This window comes from Rhodococcoides navarretei (assembly GCF_038069675.1).
GTDB classification, from domain to species: domain Bacteria; phylum Actinomycetota; class Actinomycetes; order Mycobacteriales; family Mycobacteriaceae; genus Rhodococcoides; species Rhodococcoides navarretei.
The window spans coordinates 2,451,932-2,467,382 of sequence record NZ_JBBPCN010000001.1 but is presented as its reverse complement, the minus strand read 5'-3'; the positions used below and the strand labels follow the sequence as shown (position 1 = coordinate 2,467,382).

Sequence of the window (15,451 nt, the reverse complement as noted above, 5' to 3'; positions counted from 1 at the left end):
GGCCGGCCATGAAAAATCGAGCATTGGATTCTTCATGGCCGGCCGAGCGGTCGGCTCCACGGCGAGTGGGACCGCAACGCGAACCGACAGAAGGGAATCAGGTGCCCGAGGCACCCACTATTTCGGTTGCCGTTTCGGCAACTGCAGAGCAGCACGACGACGGTTCCTCTTCGGAGGGATCCTCTATCGAGCCGGGAGAGAAACCCGGCGACACCAGATTCGACAGCCACGTGCATTCCGGCGGTGCCGTGCTCCTGTCTCAACTTCGGCGGCGCTGAGCCGTGGCAACCATCATCACCATCGTGAGCCTGCTGGGTTTCGTCGCCCTGACTGCAGGTACCGCGCTGTTCGTCGCTGCCGAGTTCTCCCTCACTGCTCTCGAACGCAGCGCGGTCGAGTCACAGGCCGAGAACGGGGACCTGCGCTCGCGCCAGGTTCTACACGCCCACAAGACGCTGTCCTTTCAGCTGTCCGGCGCGCAGCTCGGCATCACCATCACGACACTGATCACCGGATATCTGGCCGAACCGGTACTGGCCGGCTTCATTCGGCCGGTGGCCGACGCGCTCGGTGCCTCCGAGACCCTGTCGGCCGGCATCTCTCTGGCGGTGGCGCTGATCCTGGCCACGTCGTTCTCGATGATTTTCGGTGAGCTGGTGCCGAAGAACATCGCCATCGCGAAACCGATGTCGACCGCTCGTGTCACCGCCGGTGCGATGGCCGGGTTCTCGCTGATCTTCAAGTGGGCCATCAACGGTCTCAACGGCTCGGCCAACTGGCTGGTACGCCGACTCGGCATCGAGCCGGCCGAGGAGCTGAGATCCGCGCGTTCTCCGCAGGAACTGGGTTCGTTGGTTCGCACGTCGGCGAGGCAGGGATCGATCGACGAGAACACCGCCCGACTGGTGGATCGGTCGTTGCAGTTCGGCGACCGCACGGCGGAGGAGCTGATGACGCCGCGAGTCAAGATCGAAACGCTCGCCACGGACGCAACCGTGGCCGATCTGATCGAAACGGCTGCACGCACCGGATTCTCGCGTTTTCCGGTGGTCGACGGCGACCTGGACGACACCGTCGGCGTCGTCCACATCAAGCATGCGTTCACCGTTGCGGGAGCGCACCGTCGCACGACGACGGTCGAGTCCCTGGCGCGCGACGTTCCTGTCGTACCGTCCAGCCTCGACGGTGACGCGGTGATGGAACGGGTACGCGCCGACGGTATGCAGGTCGCGCTCGTCGTCGACGAGTACGGCGGCACGGCGGGCATGGTCACGATGGAGGATCTGATCGAGGAGATCGTCGGTGATGTGCGCGACGAACACGACGAGCCGGAGCTCGATGTCGCCCGCTCGGGAGACGGCTGGGACTGCGCCGGACTGCTGCGCATCGACGAGGTCGCGTCGGCCACCGGATATTCCGCGCCCGAGGGCGAGTACGAAACCATCGGTGGATTGGTCCTGACGGAGTTGGGTCGGATCCCGAGCGAGGGGGACGCAGTTCTGCTGCCTCCCCCCGCGAACGAGGATCCGCTGGAACGGGACGGCGGATGGGTGGCACGAGTGATTCGGATGGACGGTCGTCGCATCGACCGGGTGGTGCTCCTGCCCGTCGACGCGGCAGCTGTGGCTCGAATGAGATCGGACGGTGAGATCGATGGGTGATGTCTTCGGAGTCGCTCTCGCCGTTCTGCTGCTCGCCGGCAACGCGTTCTTCGTCGGTGCCGAGTTCGCCCTGATCTCGGCCCGCCGCGATCGCCTCGAGGCGCTACTTGCACAGGGCAAGAAGCGTGCCCAGAGCGTCATCGAGGCCGGTCAGAACCTCTCGCAGATGCTTGCCGCCGCCCAGCTCGGCATCACGATCTGCTCGATTCTTCTCGGTCGGGTGGCCGAGCCTGCGGTGGCACACTTGATCGAGGTTCCGCTCGAAGCAGTCGGCATTCCCGAGTCGTTCCTGCACCCGATCGCCTTCGCCATCGCGTTGACCCTCGTGGTCGTTCTGCACATTCTGGTCGGCGAGATGGTGCCCAAGAACATCGCGATCGCGGGTCCGGAGAGCACCGCCATGATTCTGGTGCCGATCCATCTCCTGTTCATCAAGGTGGCGCGGCCGCTGATCTCGTTCTACAACCTGTGCGCCAACCTGACCCTTCGGCTGCTGCGTATCGAGCCGAAGGACGAGCTGAGTTCTTCGGTCTCGGCGGTCGAGTTGTCGCAGATGATCGGTGAATCGCGATCCGAGGGATTGATCGATGCCGAGGAGCATCGCAGGCTGAGGCAGGCGCTCGAGACGTCCGGGCGAACGGTGGGTGAGGTTCTGATTCCCTCGCAGCAGGTTCGCAGCATCGAGTTGTCCGGACCCGATCACACCCTCGGACCCACTCTCGGCTCCGTCGAACGCGCTGTCATCGAAACCGGATTCTCCCGTTATCCAGTGCGCGACGCCTCGGGCGCGCTGGTCGGCTACCTGCATCTCAAGGACGTACTCGACGACATGGCCGACGAGTCGGCGGGACCGGACACGGTCATTCCCCGCAGCGATGTGCGGGCCCTGCCGGTGGTCTCCATCGACACGGTGCTCGACGACGCCCTCACCAAGTTGCGTCGTGCCAGCAGCCATCTGGGTGCCGTACACGACGCGACGGGTGCCACGGTCGGCATCGTCGCGCTCGAGGACCTGGTCGAGGAATTCGTCGGCACGGTTCGCGACGGTACGCACCGGGTGGCCGGTCCTCGCCCGGGTCAATCCTCGCCGAGCGTCGAGTCCGTGACCGCTCCCCCACGGAACGTGTGAATGCGCGGCTCGACGTTTCTGACCGAGGCGGAGTGGACCGCTCGGCGGGCCGCGCACGCGGCACGGGTGGAGAACCTCGTCGGCGACTATCTGACCGATCGGGGTCACGGCGGCGTTCATCCTGTGCTCGATTTCCTGTTCACCTACTACAGTCACCGCCCGGGCCAGCTGCGCCGGTGGAATCCCGGTCACGGCATCGTCCTCACCGGTGAACGTGCGCGAGATTTCGCGGAGTTCGCGTCCTACGAACATGTGGACACCGACGACGGACCGGGCTACCGAGTGCGATCCGACCTGGTGGAGCGACGCCGATCGAGCATCGAATTCACCCTCGGACTGCTCGCTGCCACCCGAGAGCGACCACCCGTTCTCGGCTGCTTCGGACTGCACGAGTGGGCGATGGTCTACCGCGGGGGCACCTCGGCGCAACGGCACGAGCAGGTGCCGCTGCGGCTCGGACACGACGGGACCGATGCCGTGGTCGATTCGATGACGTTGCGGTGCACCCACTACGACGCCTTTCGGTTCTTCACCCCCGATGCCGCGCCGCGCAATGCTCTCGCGCTGTCCTCGGAGTCGCGTCTGACATCCGAACAACCCGGCTGCATTCATGCGTCGATGGATTTGTACAAGTGGTGCTACAAGTTGGGGCCGCTGATCGATTCCGAGTTCCTGACCGATTGCTTCGAGCTCGCTCTGCATGCCCGAACGATCGACATGCGGGCGAGTCCGTACGACTTGAGCGGCTACGACCTCGAACCCATTCGGATCGAGACCGCGGCCGGTCGAGCAGAATACGTGCGCGCGCAGGGGGAATTGTCCAGCGAAGCGGCACCTCTACGCTCGGCGTTGATCGCTCGATGCCAGAATTTACTGATCGGCGGCGAGTTCGGCGTCGGACCTACCGCCGAGTAACATCGACAGCGTTGTCGTGGGGACACCGGTGACCGGTGTCCGTGACCGGAAAGAGTGAGGAATTCATGACCGATCGTGTGCAGGCTGGTGGACTTCAGGTCGCCAAGGTCCTATTCGATTTCGTCGAGAAGGAGGCGCTGCCGGGTACCGACGTAGATTCGGATGCCTTCTGGACCGGTGCCGCGTCGGTGATCGCCGATCTCGCTCCCAAGAACAAGTCGCTGTTGGCTGTCCGCGACGAGATCCAGGGCAAGGTGGATGCCTGGCACGGTGAGCACGCGGGCCCGAACTACGACCGCGCCGCCTACAAAGCATTCCTGAAGGAGATCGGCTACCTGCTCGACGAGCCGGCCGACTTCCAGATCAGCACCTCCGGTGTCGACACCGAGATCACCACGACGGCCGGTCCGCAGCTCGTGGTGCCGGTGCTCAACGCTCGGTTCGCCATCAACGCCTCCAACGCCCGGTGGGGCTCGCTGTACGACGCGCTCTACGGAACCGATGCCATTCCCGAGACCGACGGAGCCGAGAAAGGCTCGAGTTACAACAGGGTCCGCGGCGACAAGGTCATCGCGTTCGCGCGTGACTTCCTGGACGAGGCGCTGCCCCTGAGCTCCGGCTCACACGTCGGTACCACCGGATATGTCGTCGACGCGGCGTCGTTGACGGTGACCTTGGCCGACGGAAACACGGTCGGCCTGAAGGAACCGTCGCAACTGCTCGGTTACCAGGGCACCCCGGACGCGCCGTCGGCAATCCTGTTCGTGCACAACGGCTTGCACTTCGAGATCCAGATCGATCCCGAGAGCCCGATCGGCAAGACCGACGGCGCAGGTGTCAAGGACGTCCTGCTCGAGTCGGCTGTCACCACCATCATGGACTTCGAGGACTCCGTCGCCGCAGTCGATGCGGACGACAAAGTGCTGGGTTACCGCAACTGGCTCGGTCTGATGAAGGGCGATCTCACCGAGGAAGTCGCCAAGGGCGGCAAGACCTTCACTCGCGCGATGAACAAGGACCGCACCTACACCTCGGTCGACGGTTCGGAACTGACGCTGCACGGACGCTCGCTGCTGTTCGTCCGCAACGTCGGCCACCTGATGACGTCCGACGCGATTCTCGACGCCGACGGCAACGAGGTGCCGGAGGGGATTCTCGACGCTCTGTTCACCTCGTTGGCCGGCATGCACTCGCTGACCTCTGACAACGTGCTGTCCAACTCGCGCACCGGTTCGCTGTACATCGTCAAGCCCAAGATGCACGGACCGGACGAGGTCGCGTTCACCGCGGAGCTGTTCGGCCGTGTCGAGCAGGTTCTGGGACTGCCGACCAACACGCTCAAGGTCGGCATCATGGACGAGGAACGCCGCACGACGGTCAACCTCAAGGCGTGCATCCAGGCCGCCTCGGAGCGGGTCGTGTTCATCAACACCGGCTTCCTCGACCGCACCGGCGACGAGATCCACACCTCGATGGAGGCTGGTCCCGTCGTCCGTAAGGGAGCGATGAAGGGCGAGAAGTGGATCGCTGCCTACGAGGACTTCAACGTCGACACCGGCCTCGCCGCAGGCCTCGAGGGCAAGGCGCAGATCGGTAAGGGCATGTGGGCCATGCCGGACCTGATGCACGACATGCTCGAGCAGAAGATCGGCCACCCCAAGGCCGGTGCCAACACCGCATGGGTTCCCTCGCCCACCGCAGCGACCTTGCACGCCTTGCACTATCACAAGGTCGATGTGTTCGCCCGTCAGCACGAGATCGCACAGGCCAAGCGCGCCACCGTCGACGACATCCTCGAAATCCCTCTCGCGCCGTCCACGGATTGGACCGACGAGGAGAAGCAGAACGAGCTCGACAACAACTCGCAGTCGATCCTCGGCTACGTGGTGCGGTGGATCGACCACGGCGTCGGGTGTTCGAAGGTTCCCGACATCAACGACATCGCGTTGATGGAAGACCGTGCGACGCTGCGCATTTCGAGCCAGTTCATCGCGAACTGGCTGCGTCACGGCGTCGTCACCGAAGACCAGGTGCGCGAGTCGTTGAAGCGGATGGCCCCGGTGGTGGACCGCCAGAACGAATCCGACCCGACGTACAAGCCGTTGGCTCCCGAATTCGACACCAACATCGCCTTCCAAGCTGCCAGTGACCTGATCTTTCAGGGCACCAGCCAGCCCAACGGCTACACCGAGCCGATCCTGCATCGTCGCCGACGGGAGTACAAGGCCGTCAACGCCTGACGGTCTTGCGATCACGTGGGAGAACATCGGAACACAGGGCGCGGGCGTTCGATAGCCGCCGGACCCGTGATCGTCGTTATCACGATCGCGGTCGTCGTTGCGGCCGTGTTCGGGTGGTTCCAACTGCGTGATCGCATTTCCGATCAGGGGATCGAAGCTGCCGACACATGTGTGGAGGGACCGGCGGTGCTCACTGTCGCCGCCGATCCCGACATCTCCGGACCTGTCGAACAGCTGGCTGCTCGGTTCAACGACACCGCACCGGTCGTGCGGGATCACTGTGTGACAGTGCAGGTTCGAGCCACCGCCTCCGATGCCGTGCGGACGGCCTTGAATGCCGGTATCGACAACTGGAACGTCGGAGCACTCGGTGCTCGGCCCGGACTCTGGATACCTCAGTCGTCGGGCGACGTCGAAGCCGTGACAGACCGCGGAACCATCGACGGCACCCCGCGGCCACTCGCGACGAGCCCGGTCGTACTCGCGGCACCGCCCGCCGTGGCCGACGCTCTGACCGCTGCCGGAGCGAGCTGGGCGGATCTGGTCCGACTGCAACGTGACCCGCAGGCCCTCGGACTCGGAGAATGGGGCGCACTCCGCCTCGCGCTGCCGACCGGATCCGATACCGGCGCAACCACACTCGCGGTAACCGCGATCGCTGCCGGGGTACGCGGCGATCCGGCCACCGCTCTGACCGTCGAGCAGGTCTCGTCGAGAGAACTGATCTCGGCTGTATCGGAGCTGGCTCTGACCGACACCGGAGCCTCCGCAACGTCCACGTCCACCACCTACGACGCACTCGCGGCCCTGGAGAACGCGTCCGGCCCCGACGCCCCCATCCACGCGGTTCCGGTCACCCAGCAGCAGCTGGCATCGACCGATTCGTCGACGTTGACCGCCGTCGATCTTCAGGGTCCCACTCCCGTTGCCGATCATCCCGCGGCTGTCCTCTCCGGTGACGAGACATCGACCCGGGCTGCCGCCGCGTTCGTCGATTTCGTCCGGCAGCCGGATGGCGCGCAATTGCTCACGGATACGGGCTTCGGCGTCGGCGAGACGGTGAACCCGGACGTCGTCGCTGCCCCTTCCGGACCGGTTGCCGACGCACTGCTGGCCGTGCTGCGAAATCCGGTCCTGCCGCGCCGCGCCACGGTACTGCTCGACGTGTCCGAGTCGATGGGCACGACCGAAGGTGGTGCAACTCGGCTGCAGAACACTGTTCGCGCCCTCGACGAGCAGTTCCAGCGAGTGCCCGACGCCACCGAGCTGGGTCTGTGGAGCTTCAGCGAGGACCTGGGCAACTCGCTGCCCTTCCGTGTGGATGTCTCGACCGGTCCGATGACGGTTCCGGTCGGAACTACTCCCAGACGAGCTGCACTCTCCACCACCGCGGCGACGTTGACCCCGGCAACCGGGTCGTTCACCTACGCGTCCGTACTGGTCGCGTATCTCGACGCCGTGGCCGGATACGTTCCCGGCCGCGTCAATTCCGTCGTGCTGATAACCGACGGCCCGGACGACTCGTCCCTGTCCACGCAGGACCTGCTCACCGACCTGACCGCCGCGGCCGATCCGGCGCGTCCGGTCGCGGTGAACATCGTGCGGATCGGGGACAACTCCGATGCCTCCGCGTTCGACGACATCGCCGCCCGAACCGGCGGCACTGTGGAAGCAGTGTCGACATCGGATTCGCCAGACCTCATCGATCGACTCGGAAAGTTGCTGTACTAGAACATGTCTCGTGTACTTTTTGTCGGCGTCTTCTTACTCCTCCTCACTCTGTTTCTCCACTGGCGATTTCTGTCCGTCACCAGGATGCCGACACGTCCCAAACTGGCTGTCGATGCCGTGCTGGTGCTCCTCTGGCTGGGCGCGGTCATCGGCTTCGGCAGCGGCTCGGAGTTCGATCCGTCCTGGGCACGAGGTCCGGCGTTCGTCGGACTCAGTTGGCTCGCCGTAGTGCTCTACCTGTTCCTGGGAACTCTGCTGGTGGCCGTGATCTGCACCGTCGTGAGAGTCGTCTTCGCTGCGAGGCACCGCGATTCGTCCGCGGTCCGTCTGCGTGTGTCGAGGATCGGCTCCGCTGTGGTGGCACTCGTCAGTGTGATCGCAGTGGGGTACGGACTCGTCGAGGCGGCAACTCCGCGTGCGACGAACACCGACGTCGCACTCGACCGGCTACCGACCGAATTCGACGGCGTCCGAGTGGCATTGGTATCCGACCTTCACGCCGGCCCCTCCCGCGGTGCGGGGTTCGTGCGGAAGGTCGTCGATTCGATCAACGCCCAGAATCCGGATGTCGTGCTGCTCGACGGCGATCTCATCGACGGCACGGTTGCTCTGGTGGGCGAAGACCTCGAGCCGCTCCGCGACCTCGACGCCCCGCTCGGTGTGTTCGCCGTCAGCGGCAACCACGAGTTCTACGCGGGCGACGGCGGCGAATGGCTCGACTTCTGGTCGACGCTCGGCATCGATGTGCTGCGCAACGAACGCACGACGATCACGCGTGGCGACGCTGCCATCGATATCGCCGGCATCAACGACGCCACGGCACCGGCACCGTACGAACCCGATCTCGCCGCGGCATTGGACGGGATCGACCCCGATCGATTCGTGCTGTTGATGGCACATCAGCCGTTGCAGGCGGTGGAGGCATCGGACCTCGGAGTCGACATGCAGGTGTCCGGGCACACGCATGGGGGTCAGATCTGGCCGATCCGTTATCTGGTGCCGCTACAACAGCCCAGTGTCGAAGGGCTGGACACGATCGGCAACACCACTCTGTACACCACCAGGGGTGCGGGCGCGTGGGGTCCACCGGTCCGCGTCGCTGCTCCGCCCGAGATCGCGATGCTCGAACTCACCCGGGGCTAGAAGGCCTCCGACGCGAGTACGGCAGAGCCCGCCACGTCGACGTGGCGGGCTCTGTTCTCGGCTCAGGCGAACGCCTCGATCGGCGGGCACGAGCACACCAGATTGCGATCACCGTGCGCACCGTCGATGCGTCGCACCGCGGGCCATACCTTCGGACGGTCGTACCCCGCCGGGTAAGCAGCGAGTTCCCGTGAATACGGGTGATCCCACTCGGCAACCAGGCATCGCGCCGTGTGGGGCGCCCCGCGCAGCGGATTGTCTTCGGCCGTCCATTCGCCCGATCCGACGCGATCGATCTCTCCCCTGATGGCGATCATCGCATCGCAGAACGCGTCGATCTCCTCGAGGTTCTCGCTCTCGGTCGGCTCGACCATCAGAGTTCCCGGCACCGGAAAGCTCATCGTCGGCGCGTGGAAGCCGTAGTCCGCCAACCGTTTCGCAACGTCGTCGACGGTGACTCCGGTGTCCTTGGTCAAACCTCGCAGATCGAGAATGCACTCGTGGGCAACCATGCCGTTGTCGCCGGTGTACAGCACCGGGAAGTACTCGTCGAGGCGACGGGCGATGTAGTTGGCCGACGCGATGGCCGTCAGCGTCGCCTGCCGGAGTCCCGTCGCGCCCATCATGGCGATGTACGCCCAGGTGATCGTCAGGATCGACGCGCTGCCGTACGGGGCTCCGGACACGGTCGGTCCCGAACCGAGTTGTGGGGCCAGTGGGTGACCGGGTAGGTAGGGCTGCAGGTGCGACCGAACACCGATGGGCCCCACGCCTGGTCCGCCGCCGCCGTGTGGGATGCAGAACGTCTTGTGCAGATTGAGATGGCTGACGTCGCCACCGAACCGGCCCGGACGTGCCAGTCCGACGAGAGCGTTGAGGTTGGCACCGTCGACGTACACCTGACCACCTGCGTCGTGAACCGCTGCACAGATCTCGGAGATCTCGTGCTCGTAGACGCCATGGGTGGAGGGGTAGGTGATCATGATCGCGGCGAGGGTGTCGGCGTGCTGGGCGATCTTGGCGCGCAGGTCGTCGACATCGACGTCACCGTTGGGGCGGCACGCCACGACCACCACGCGCATGCCCACCATCACGGCCGAGGCCGCGTTGGTGCCGTGCGCGCTCGACGGGATCAGGCACACGGTGCGTTCGGTATCGCCGTTGCCGATGTGGTATCGGCGAATGGCGAGAAGTCCCGCGTACTCACCCTGGCTTCCCGCGTTCGGCTGCAGGCTGACAGCGTCGTAACCGGTGATGTCGACGAGCCACCGTTCCAGGTCGGCGATCACCCGCAGCAGACCGGGCACGTCCGAGGACGGAGCGAAGGGGTGTTGACGGGCGAACTGCGGCCAGGTGATGGACTCCATCTCCGCGGTGGCGTTCAGCTTCATCGTGCACGAACCCAACGGAATCATGCTGCGATCGAGCGCGATGTCCTTGTCGGACAGCGCACGCAGGTAACGAAGCATGGCCGTCTCGGTGCGGTACCGGGTGAACGCCGGGTGGGTGAGGTACTCCGAGGTCCGGGTCATGGTCGCCGGCAGCGACTCTGCCCCGATACCCGCGAGTTCTGCACCGAATGCGGCGAGCACGCTCGCGACGTGCTCGGACGTCGTGGCCTCGTCGCATGCGATGGCCACGTGGCCGGCATCGACCAGTCGCACATTGATGCCGCGCTCCTTGGCATCGTCGACAACCGCCTGAGCCCTACCCGGGACCGCTGCGAGGACGGTGTCGAAGAACTCGGTGTGCACCACCTCGATGCCTGCCTCCCGCAGCCCTGCCGCGACGGTCCGAGCCTGCGCGTTCACTCGAGTTGCGATGGCGCGCAGTCCGTCTGCACCGTGGTAGCTGGCGTACATCGCGGCGACGATGGCCAGCAGGACCTGAGCGGTACAGATGTTCGAGGTCGCCTTCTCGCGGCGAATGTGCTGCTCGCGTGTCTGCAGCGCCAATCGGTAGGCGCGCTGGCCGTCCGCGTCGAGCGACACTCCGACGAGACGGCCGGGTAGCTGACGGGAATGACCGGACCTCACTGCGAGATACCCGGCATGCGGTCCGCCGTATCCCATCGGGACGCCGAATCGCTGCGTGGTTCCGAAGCAGACGTCCGCGCCGATCTCGCCGGGCGGAGTCACCAGGGTGGCGGCCAACAGGTCCACGCCCACGGCGACCAGTGCGCCGCGGGCGTGCGCGGCCTCGATGGTCGCGGTCAGGTCGACGAGCCGCCCCGACGCTCCCGGCACCTGCGCCAACACTCCGAAGAAGTCCCCCTCGGGCAGGCCCTCGGAAAGATCGGCGTAGACCAGTTCGATCCCCAGCGGCTCGGCGCGAGTGGCCAGTACGGCCTCGGTTTGCGGCAAGATGTCGGAATCGACCAGAAGCCGAGGCGACTTCGACGCTCTGTTGGCGCGGCGCATCAAGGTCATGGATTCGGCCGCCGCGGTCGACTCGTCGAGCATCGACGCATTCGCCACGTCCATGCCGGTGAGATCGGCGACCATGGTCTGGAAGTTCAGCAACGCTTCGAGTCGACCCTGGCTGATTTCGGGCTGATAGGGCGTGTAGGCGGTGTACCAGGCCGGATTCTCGAGAATCCCGCGCGTCAGCACCGGCGGGGTCAGGGTGTCGTAGTAGCCGAGCCCGATCATGGACGTCGCCACGGTGTTCTGCCCGGCGAGGTCGGCCAGTGCGCCAAGCACCTCGTGTTCGCTCAGGGCAGGCGGGAGCGCCGCCAAGCCGTCGGGCACGCCGTCGACCACGGTGTCGAGGATCGACGAGGGAACTGCCTTGCGGGCCAACTCGTCGAGACTGTCGACGCCGATGGAGTCGAGGATGCGGACCAACTCGGTTGCGTCGGGACCGATGTGTCGATCGACGAAAGTGTATGCGGGCGAGGTGGTTCGATCGGTCACGTTGAGCTCCCAGGTGCCGGAAAGACGAGGCGTCGGACGACCGAGGCATGGGCGACGGCCGCTCCTCCCCCTCTGTCGTGTGCCCGCTGACGCGTGCGCCTGAGAGATTCGGTCGAACACGACGCGCCAGTGCGGCTCGTCGGCACCTTTCCCCTTGGGCGGATGGGTGCTCCCACCACTTTCCAGAGTTGTCGATGTCCACACGGTCCGTGTGCCTGAGAGATTGACGGGGAGGTATTGCTCCTTCGGCGTCCGAGACTGGATGCCTCGGAACTCTCCCGCGTGGGCGCGACGGTGAAAGTCTAGCCGGTCTTGCGGCTCGCGCGATTCTTGCGGCGCGACGCGAGCTCGTCCTCGGGGCTCGGCTGACTCTCGCCGCCGTCCGCTCGTTCGGCCGGGAAGTCGGCGATGGTGCCGGTGAGCTCGCGCATTGCGCCGTTCACGGCAATGCCGAACACACCTTGACCGCCCTGAAGCAAGTCGACCACTTCTTCTGCCGAGGTGCACTCGTAGACGGTGGTGCCGTCGGAGAACAGCGTGATGTTGGCGAGATCGCCCACACCGCGCTGGCGCAGGTGATCGACTGCGACGCGAATGTTCTGCAAGGAGATACCGGTATCGAGCAACCGCTTGACGATCTTGAGGACCAGCATGTCCTTGAACGAATACAGCCGCTGGCTTCCCGACCCGGCCGCGCCGCGAATGGACGGCACGACGAGCCCGGTGCGGGCCCAGTAATCGAGTTGGCGGTAGGTGATGCCGGCGATCTGGCAGGCACTCGGCACGCGATAGCCCACGAGTTCGTCGGGGACGGAGTCGTCCGGGAACAATCCGGGTTGGATGTCCTGGGGCGAATCGACTCGGGCGTTCGACGGCTGGTCGGGGGTGTCGACCCGAGCATCGGCACCGACAGGCGTGTCCTCGGTCCGGCCTGCGGCTTCGGACTCTCGACTGCCGTGATGCTGCTGCGGCTGATCTCCCACTGACTGCTCCCTCTCGGATGTCTCACTGCGTTCGGATCGAGTCAGTACTGCGATCCGTCCGAGACACCGACTATGTCCCGGTGTACTCGCGTGAAGTCATACCGTGTACCAGGCCAGAGTACGCCCCGGCAGGTACCGACGAGGCGTGAACTGCACCGGATCCGACCAGCAGCGGCGATGAACTTCACTGGCACGAACGTTATGGGGACGATCGGGCAGATTCAACGCAACGCGCCGTAAACCTGAACCTAAAGTTGAGGTTGAGACTCTTCTGTTACCCGTCGGTGGCTTTGAAGTCGTCCGGTGACACCGATTCGAGGAACTCCTTGAACTTCTCGACCTCGTCTTCACGCTCGTCGGGCATGATCAAGCCGGCTTCGGCGAGCACGGGCTCGTCCGCGAAGATCGGCACCCCGGCCCGAAGTGCGATCGCGACCGAATCCGACGGCCGAGCCGAGACTCTGATGTCCTTGTCGAACACGAGATCGGCGTAGAACGTGCCCTCCTGAAGGTCCACGATCCGCACTTCCTTGAGCTGATGCCCCAGAGCCGAAATCAGGTTCTTGACGAGATCATGGGTGAGCGGACGAGCGGGCTGCACACCCTGCTGCTCCAAAGCGATTGCGGCAGCTTCGGTTTGACCGATCCAGATCGGGAGGTACCGGTCACCGTCGGCCTCGCGCAACAAGAGCACGGGCTGATTCTGCGGCTGTTCGACACGGATACCGACCACACGCATCTCACTCATCGTGTCTGCCTCTCACTTCGAGAAATTCCGGGCTGCATCGACTACTGGCTCGGCCCGTCGCAGCCGAGTCTATTGGAATTCGAAAGGACACGAGGGCGCGTCACCGGTCGAGGGCACCGCGCACGGCTGCTTTGACAAGACAGGTGTGCAAGGTCAACGACAACGCGGCCAATTCACGAATCATTTCCTCTGCGCGATCACGCGCACCGGCGTCTCGGCCCTTCGCGACCGGCCCGGCAATCTGCGCCACCAGCCCCGCTTCGCGATCCGCCGCGAGTTTGAATGCGCGCAGGTGGCGAACTTCGAGACCGAACTGCAACATCGCGTGTGCCGTTCGCGCGAGCGTCACTGCACCGTCGTCGTAGAAACCGGCTTGCCCGGGAGTGATCAGACCGGCCCGCAACAGCTCGGTCAGGAATCCGTCGTCGATACCCGCCTGAGCGAGAAGATCGGCCTTGCTGATCCGAACCTCCCGATCCGGCAGGAACTCCTCGGGAGACACTTCGCCCGCGGCCACCGTCAACGACCGCGGCCGTTTCACCGAAGCGTCCGCCCGTTCCACCGTGGCGACCCCGTGATCGATCGCTTCGAGTTGCTCCTTGATCACCTTGAGCGGAAGGTACTGATCCCGCTGAGCGGTCAGCACGAATCGCAGACGTTCACAGTCCGCGATCGAGAACCGCCGGTAGCCCGACGGCGTACGCTCCGGAGAAATCAGGCCCTCAGCCTCGAGGAATCTGATCTTCGAAATGGTGACATCGGGAAAGTCGGGCCGAAGTCGATCGAGGACGGAGCCAATCGACATCCCCCCGTTGGACTGCTGCCCGACGGCGGTCACTGGCTTCCTGCACCCGCAGACGTGTCGCCGACCTGAGATCCGTTGCCGCCCCGCGGTCCCGTCAGGAACACCAACCGGAACTTACCGATCTGCACCTCGTCGCCGTTGGCCAGAACTGCGGAGTCGACCGGCTCCCGATTCACGTAGGTGCCGTTGAGGCTGCCGACGTCGACGACCTGGAAGTCGTCCTCGTCCTGCCGGAACTCGGCGTGCCGACGGCTGACTGTCACGTCGTCCAGGAAGATGTCGCTGTCTGGGTGCCGACCGGCCGAGGTGGTGGGCTGATCGAGCAGGAACCGCGATCCGGCGTTGGGTCCGCGCTTGACGACGAGCAGAGCAGCACCGACAGGCAATCCCTCGACACCCGATACCGGAGCTTCGGTGCTCTGGGCGGCCGCGGAGTTGTCCAGCTCCTGGAGGAAATCAGCACGGAAGACCGAGGTGGTCTCTGCCGGCGACTCCCCGTAGTTGCTGTCGTTGTCGTTCTGGCTCACCGTTACTCCTTCTCAGTCCGTTCACCCGGGCAGCGAACGCCGCGGGTAACGCAGTACATGGTCTTCACATCAGGTGTTGCATGGCGTTCGGTGTTGCGTAGCTGTCGTACAGCATCCTGGACCTTCGCCCCGACAGGGTATTCGCTCGGTGTCGACCGTACCCTGCGCAGTGGGGACCGTGTGGCCGGTTGGCTGGTGTCGACGGCCGGCCGATCACTCGGTCGTGATGAGAGCATATCCGGCGGCATCGAGCATCTGTGCCACTGCCGCGTCCAACTCCTCCGGTGTCGAAACCTCGAGGTCGATCAACCAGCCCGCGGTGTACGGACCCGAGTTCACCTTCTCCGGTTCGCCGTCCAGATCCTGGTTCACGGCAATCACTTTCGCAGTCAGAGGGCTGAACACGTCGGACACGCTCTTGGTCGATTCCACCTCGCCGAGGGACTCGCCCGCAGTGACGGTGTCGCCGACCGCGGGAAGCTGAACGAACACCACGTCGCCCAACTGAGCCTGCGCGTAATCGGTGATGCCGATGCGCACCGTCGCGGGCCCCGTGCGCTGCACCCACTCGTGCTCGGGCGTGTAGTACAGATCAGCTGGTGCATCGATGTCGCTCAACGCGGCATTCCCTTCGATCGTGGCCCGGGGCGATCG

At 65.0% G+C, this 15,451-nt stretch carries 12 protein-coding genes and 1 riboswitch; of the genes, 6 read left to right on the top strand and 6 right to left on the bottom strand.

The genetic code is table 11. The annotated features are described in order from the left end of the window. The first annotated feature begins 281 nt into the window (after window positions 1–281). The 6 genes from AABD04_RS11735 to AABD04_RS11710 all read left to right on the top strand — a co-directional run bounded on the left by AABD04_RS11735 (window position 282) and on the right by AABD04_RS11710 (window position 8,819). A complete protein-coding gene (locus tag AABD04_RS11735; protein WP_341441278.1) occupies window positions 282–1,661 on the top strand; it encodes a hemolysin family protein in 1,380 nt (459 codons plus the stop codon). Next, complete coding sequence (locus AABD04_RS11730) at window positions 1,654–2,790, top strand: hemolysin family protein (RefSeq protein ID WP_341441277.1); 1,137 nt, start codon at window positions 1,654–1,656, stop codon at window positions 2,788–2,790. The genes AABD04_RS11735 and AABD04_RS11730 overlap by 8 nt, the downstream gene beginning before the upstream one ends. Then, entirely contained in the window at window positions 2,791–3,705 is a 915-nt protein-coding gene (locus tag AABD04_RS11725; protein ID WP_341441276.1) for a 3-methyladenine DNA glycosylase, read from the top strand. A 65-nt stretch (window positions 3,706–3,770) separates the two neighbouring features. After that, window positions 3,771–5,945: a malate synthase G gene (locus AABD04_RS11720; protein ID WP_341441275.1), complete on the top strand. Its 2,175-nt coding sequence runs from the start codon at window positions 3,771–3,773 to the stop codon at window positions 5,943–5,945. Between the two features lie 66 nt (window positions 5,946–6,011). Continuing rightward, window positions 6,012–7,676 carry a substrate-binding and VWA domain-containing protein gene (locus AABD04_RS11715; protein ID WP_341441274.1) on the top strand — a complete coding sequence of 555 codons (1,665 nt, stop codon included), beginning with the start codon at window positions 6,012–6,014 and terminating at the stop codon, window positions 7,674–7,676. Window positions 7,677–7,679: 3 nt separating this feature from the next. Further along, window positions 7,680–8,819 carry a metallophosphoesterase gene (locus tag AABD04_RS11710; RefSeq protein ID WP_341441273.1) on the top strand — a complete coding sequence of 380 codons (1,140 nt, stop codon included), beginning with the start codon at window positions 7,680–7,682 and terminating at the stop codon, window positions 8,817–8,819. Between the two features lie 62 nt (window positions 8,820–8,881). Here the strand turns inward: AABD04_RS11710 and gcvP are convergent, their stop codons facing one another. The 6 genes from gcvP to gcvH form a co-directional block, all read right to left on the bottom strand. Further along, window positions 8,882–11,734, bottom strand: coding sequence for an aminomethyl-transferring glycine dehydrogenase (gene gcvP, locus AABD04_RS11705; protein WP_341441272.1), 2,853 nt, complete (start codon window positions 11,732–11,734; stop codon window positions 8,882–8,884). Window positions 11,735–11,927: 193 nt separating this feature from the next. Continuing rightward, window positions 11,928–12,025: riboswitch (glycine riboswitch) on the bottom strand. An 11-nt stretch (window positions 12,026–12,036) separates the two neighbouring features. Continuing rightward, on the bottom strand, window positions 12,037–12,576 hold the full coding sequence (locus tag AABD04_RS11700; protein WP_157226114.1) for a MerR family transcriptional regulator: 540 nt from the start codon (window positions 12,574–12,576) through the stop codon (window positions 12,037–12,039). Between the two features lie 415 nt (window positions 12,577–12,991). Next, on the bottom strand, window positions 12,992–13,465 hold the full coding sequence (locus tag AABD04_RS11695) for a bifunctional nuclease family protein (RefSeq protein ID WP_243596164.1): 474 nt from the start codon (window positions 13,463–13,465) through the stop codon (window positions 12,992–12,994). Between the two features lie 100 nt (window positions 13,466–13,565). After that, window positions 13,566–14,303: a transcriptional regulator FtsR gene (gene ftsR, locus AABD04_RS11690; protein WP_243596163.1), complete on the bottom strand. Its 738-nt coding sequence runs from the start codon at window positions 14,301–14,303 to the stop codon at window positions 13,566–13,568. Beyond that, window positions 14,300–14,797 (bottom strand): oxoglutarate dehydrogenase inhibitor Odhl, encoded by a 498-nt coding sequence (odhI, locus tag AABD04_RS11685; protein ID WP_057479400.1) that lies wholly within the window; start codon window positions 14,795–14,797, stop codon window positions 14,300–14,302. Before odhI ends, ftsR begins: the two co-directional genes overlap by 4 nt. Window positions 14,798–15,010: 213 nt before the next feature. Further along, complete coding sequence (gene gcvH, locus AABD04_RS11680; protein WP_243596162.1) at window positions 15,011–15,415, bottom strand: glycine cleavage system protein GcvH; 405 nt, start codon at window positions 15,413–15,415, stop codon at window positions 15,011–15,013. Between the last annotated feature and the right edge of the window lie 36 nt (window positions 15,416–15,451).

Excerpts from the sequence above, each read along its gene's own strand:
- AABD04_RS11725 (WP_341441276.1), top strand. The coding sequence starts at position 2,791 with ATGCGCGGCTCGACGTTTCTGACCGAGGCGGAGTGGACCGCTCGGCGG.
- AABD04_RS11695 (WP_243596164.1), bottom strand. The coding sequence starts at position 13,465 with ATGAGTGAGATGCGTGTGGTCGGTATCCGTGTCGAACAGCCGCAGAAT.
- AABD04_RS11720 (WP_341441275.1), top strand. The coding sequence starts at position 3,771 with ATGACCGATCGTGTGCAGGCTGGTGGACTTCAGGTCGCCAAGGTCCTA.
- AABD04_RS11710 (WP_341441273.1), top strand. The coding sequence starts at position 7,680 with ATGTCTCGTGTACTTTTTGTCGGCGTCTTCTTACTCCTCCTCACTCTG.
- AABD04_RS11730 (WP_341441277.1), top strand. The coding sequence starts at position 1,654 with ATGGGTGATGTCTTCGGAGTCGCTCTCGCCGTTCTGCTGCTCGCCGGC.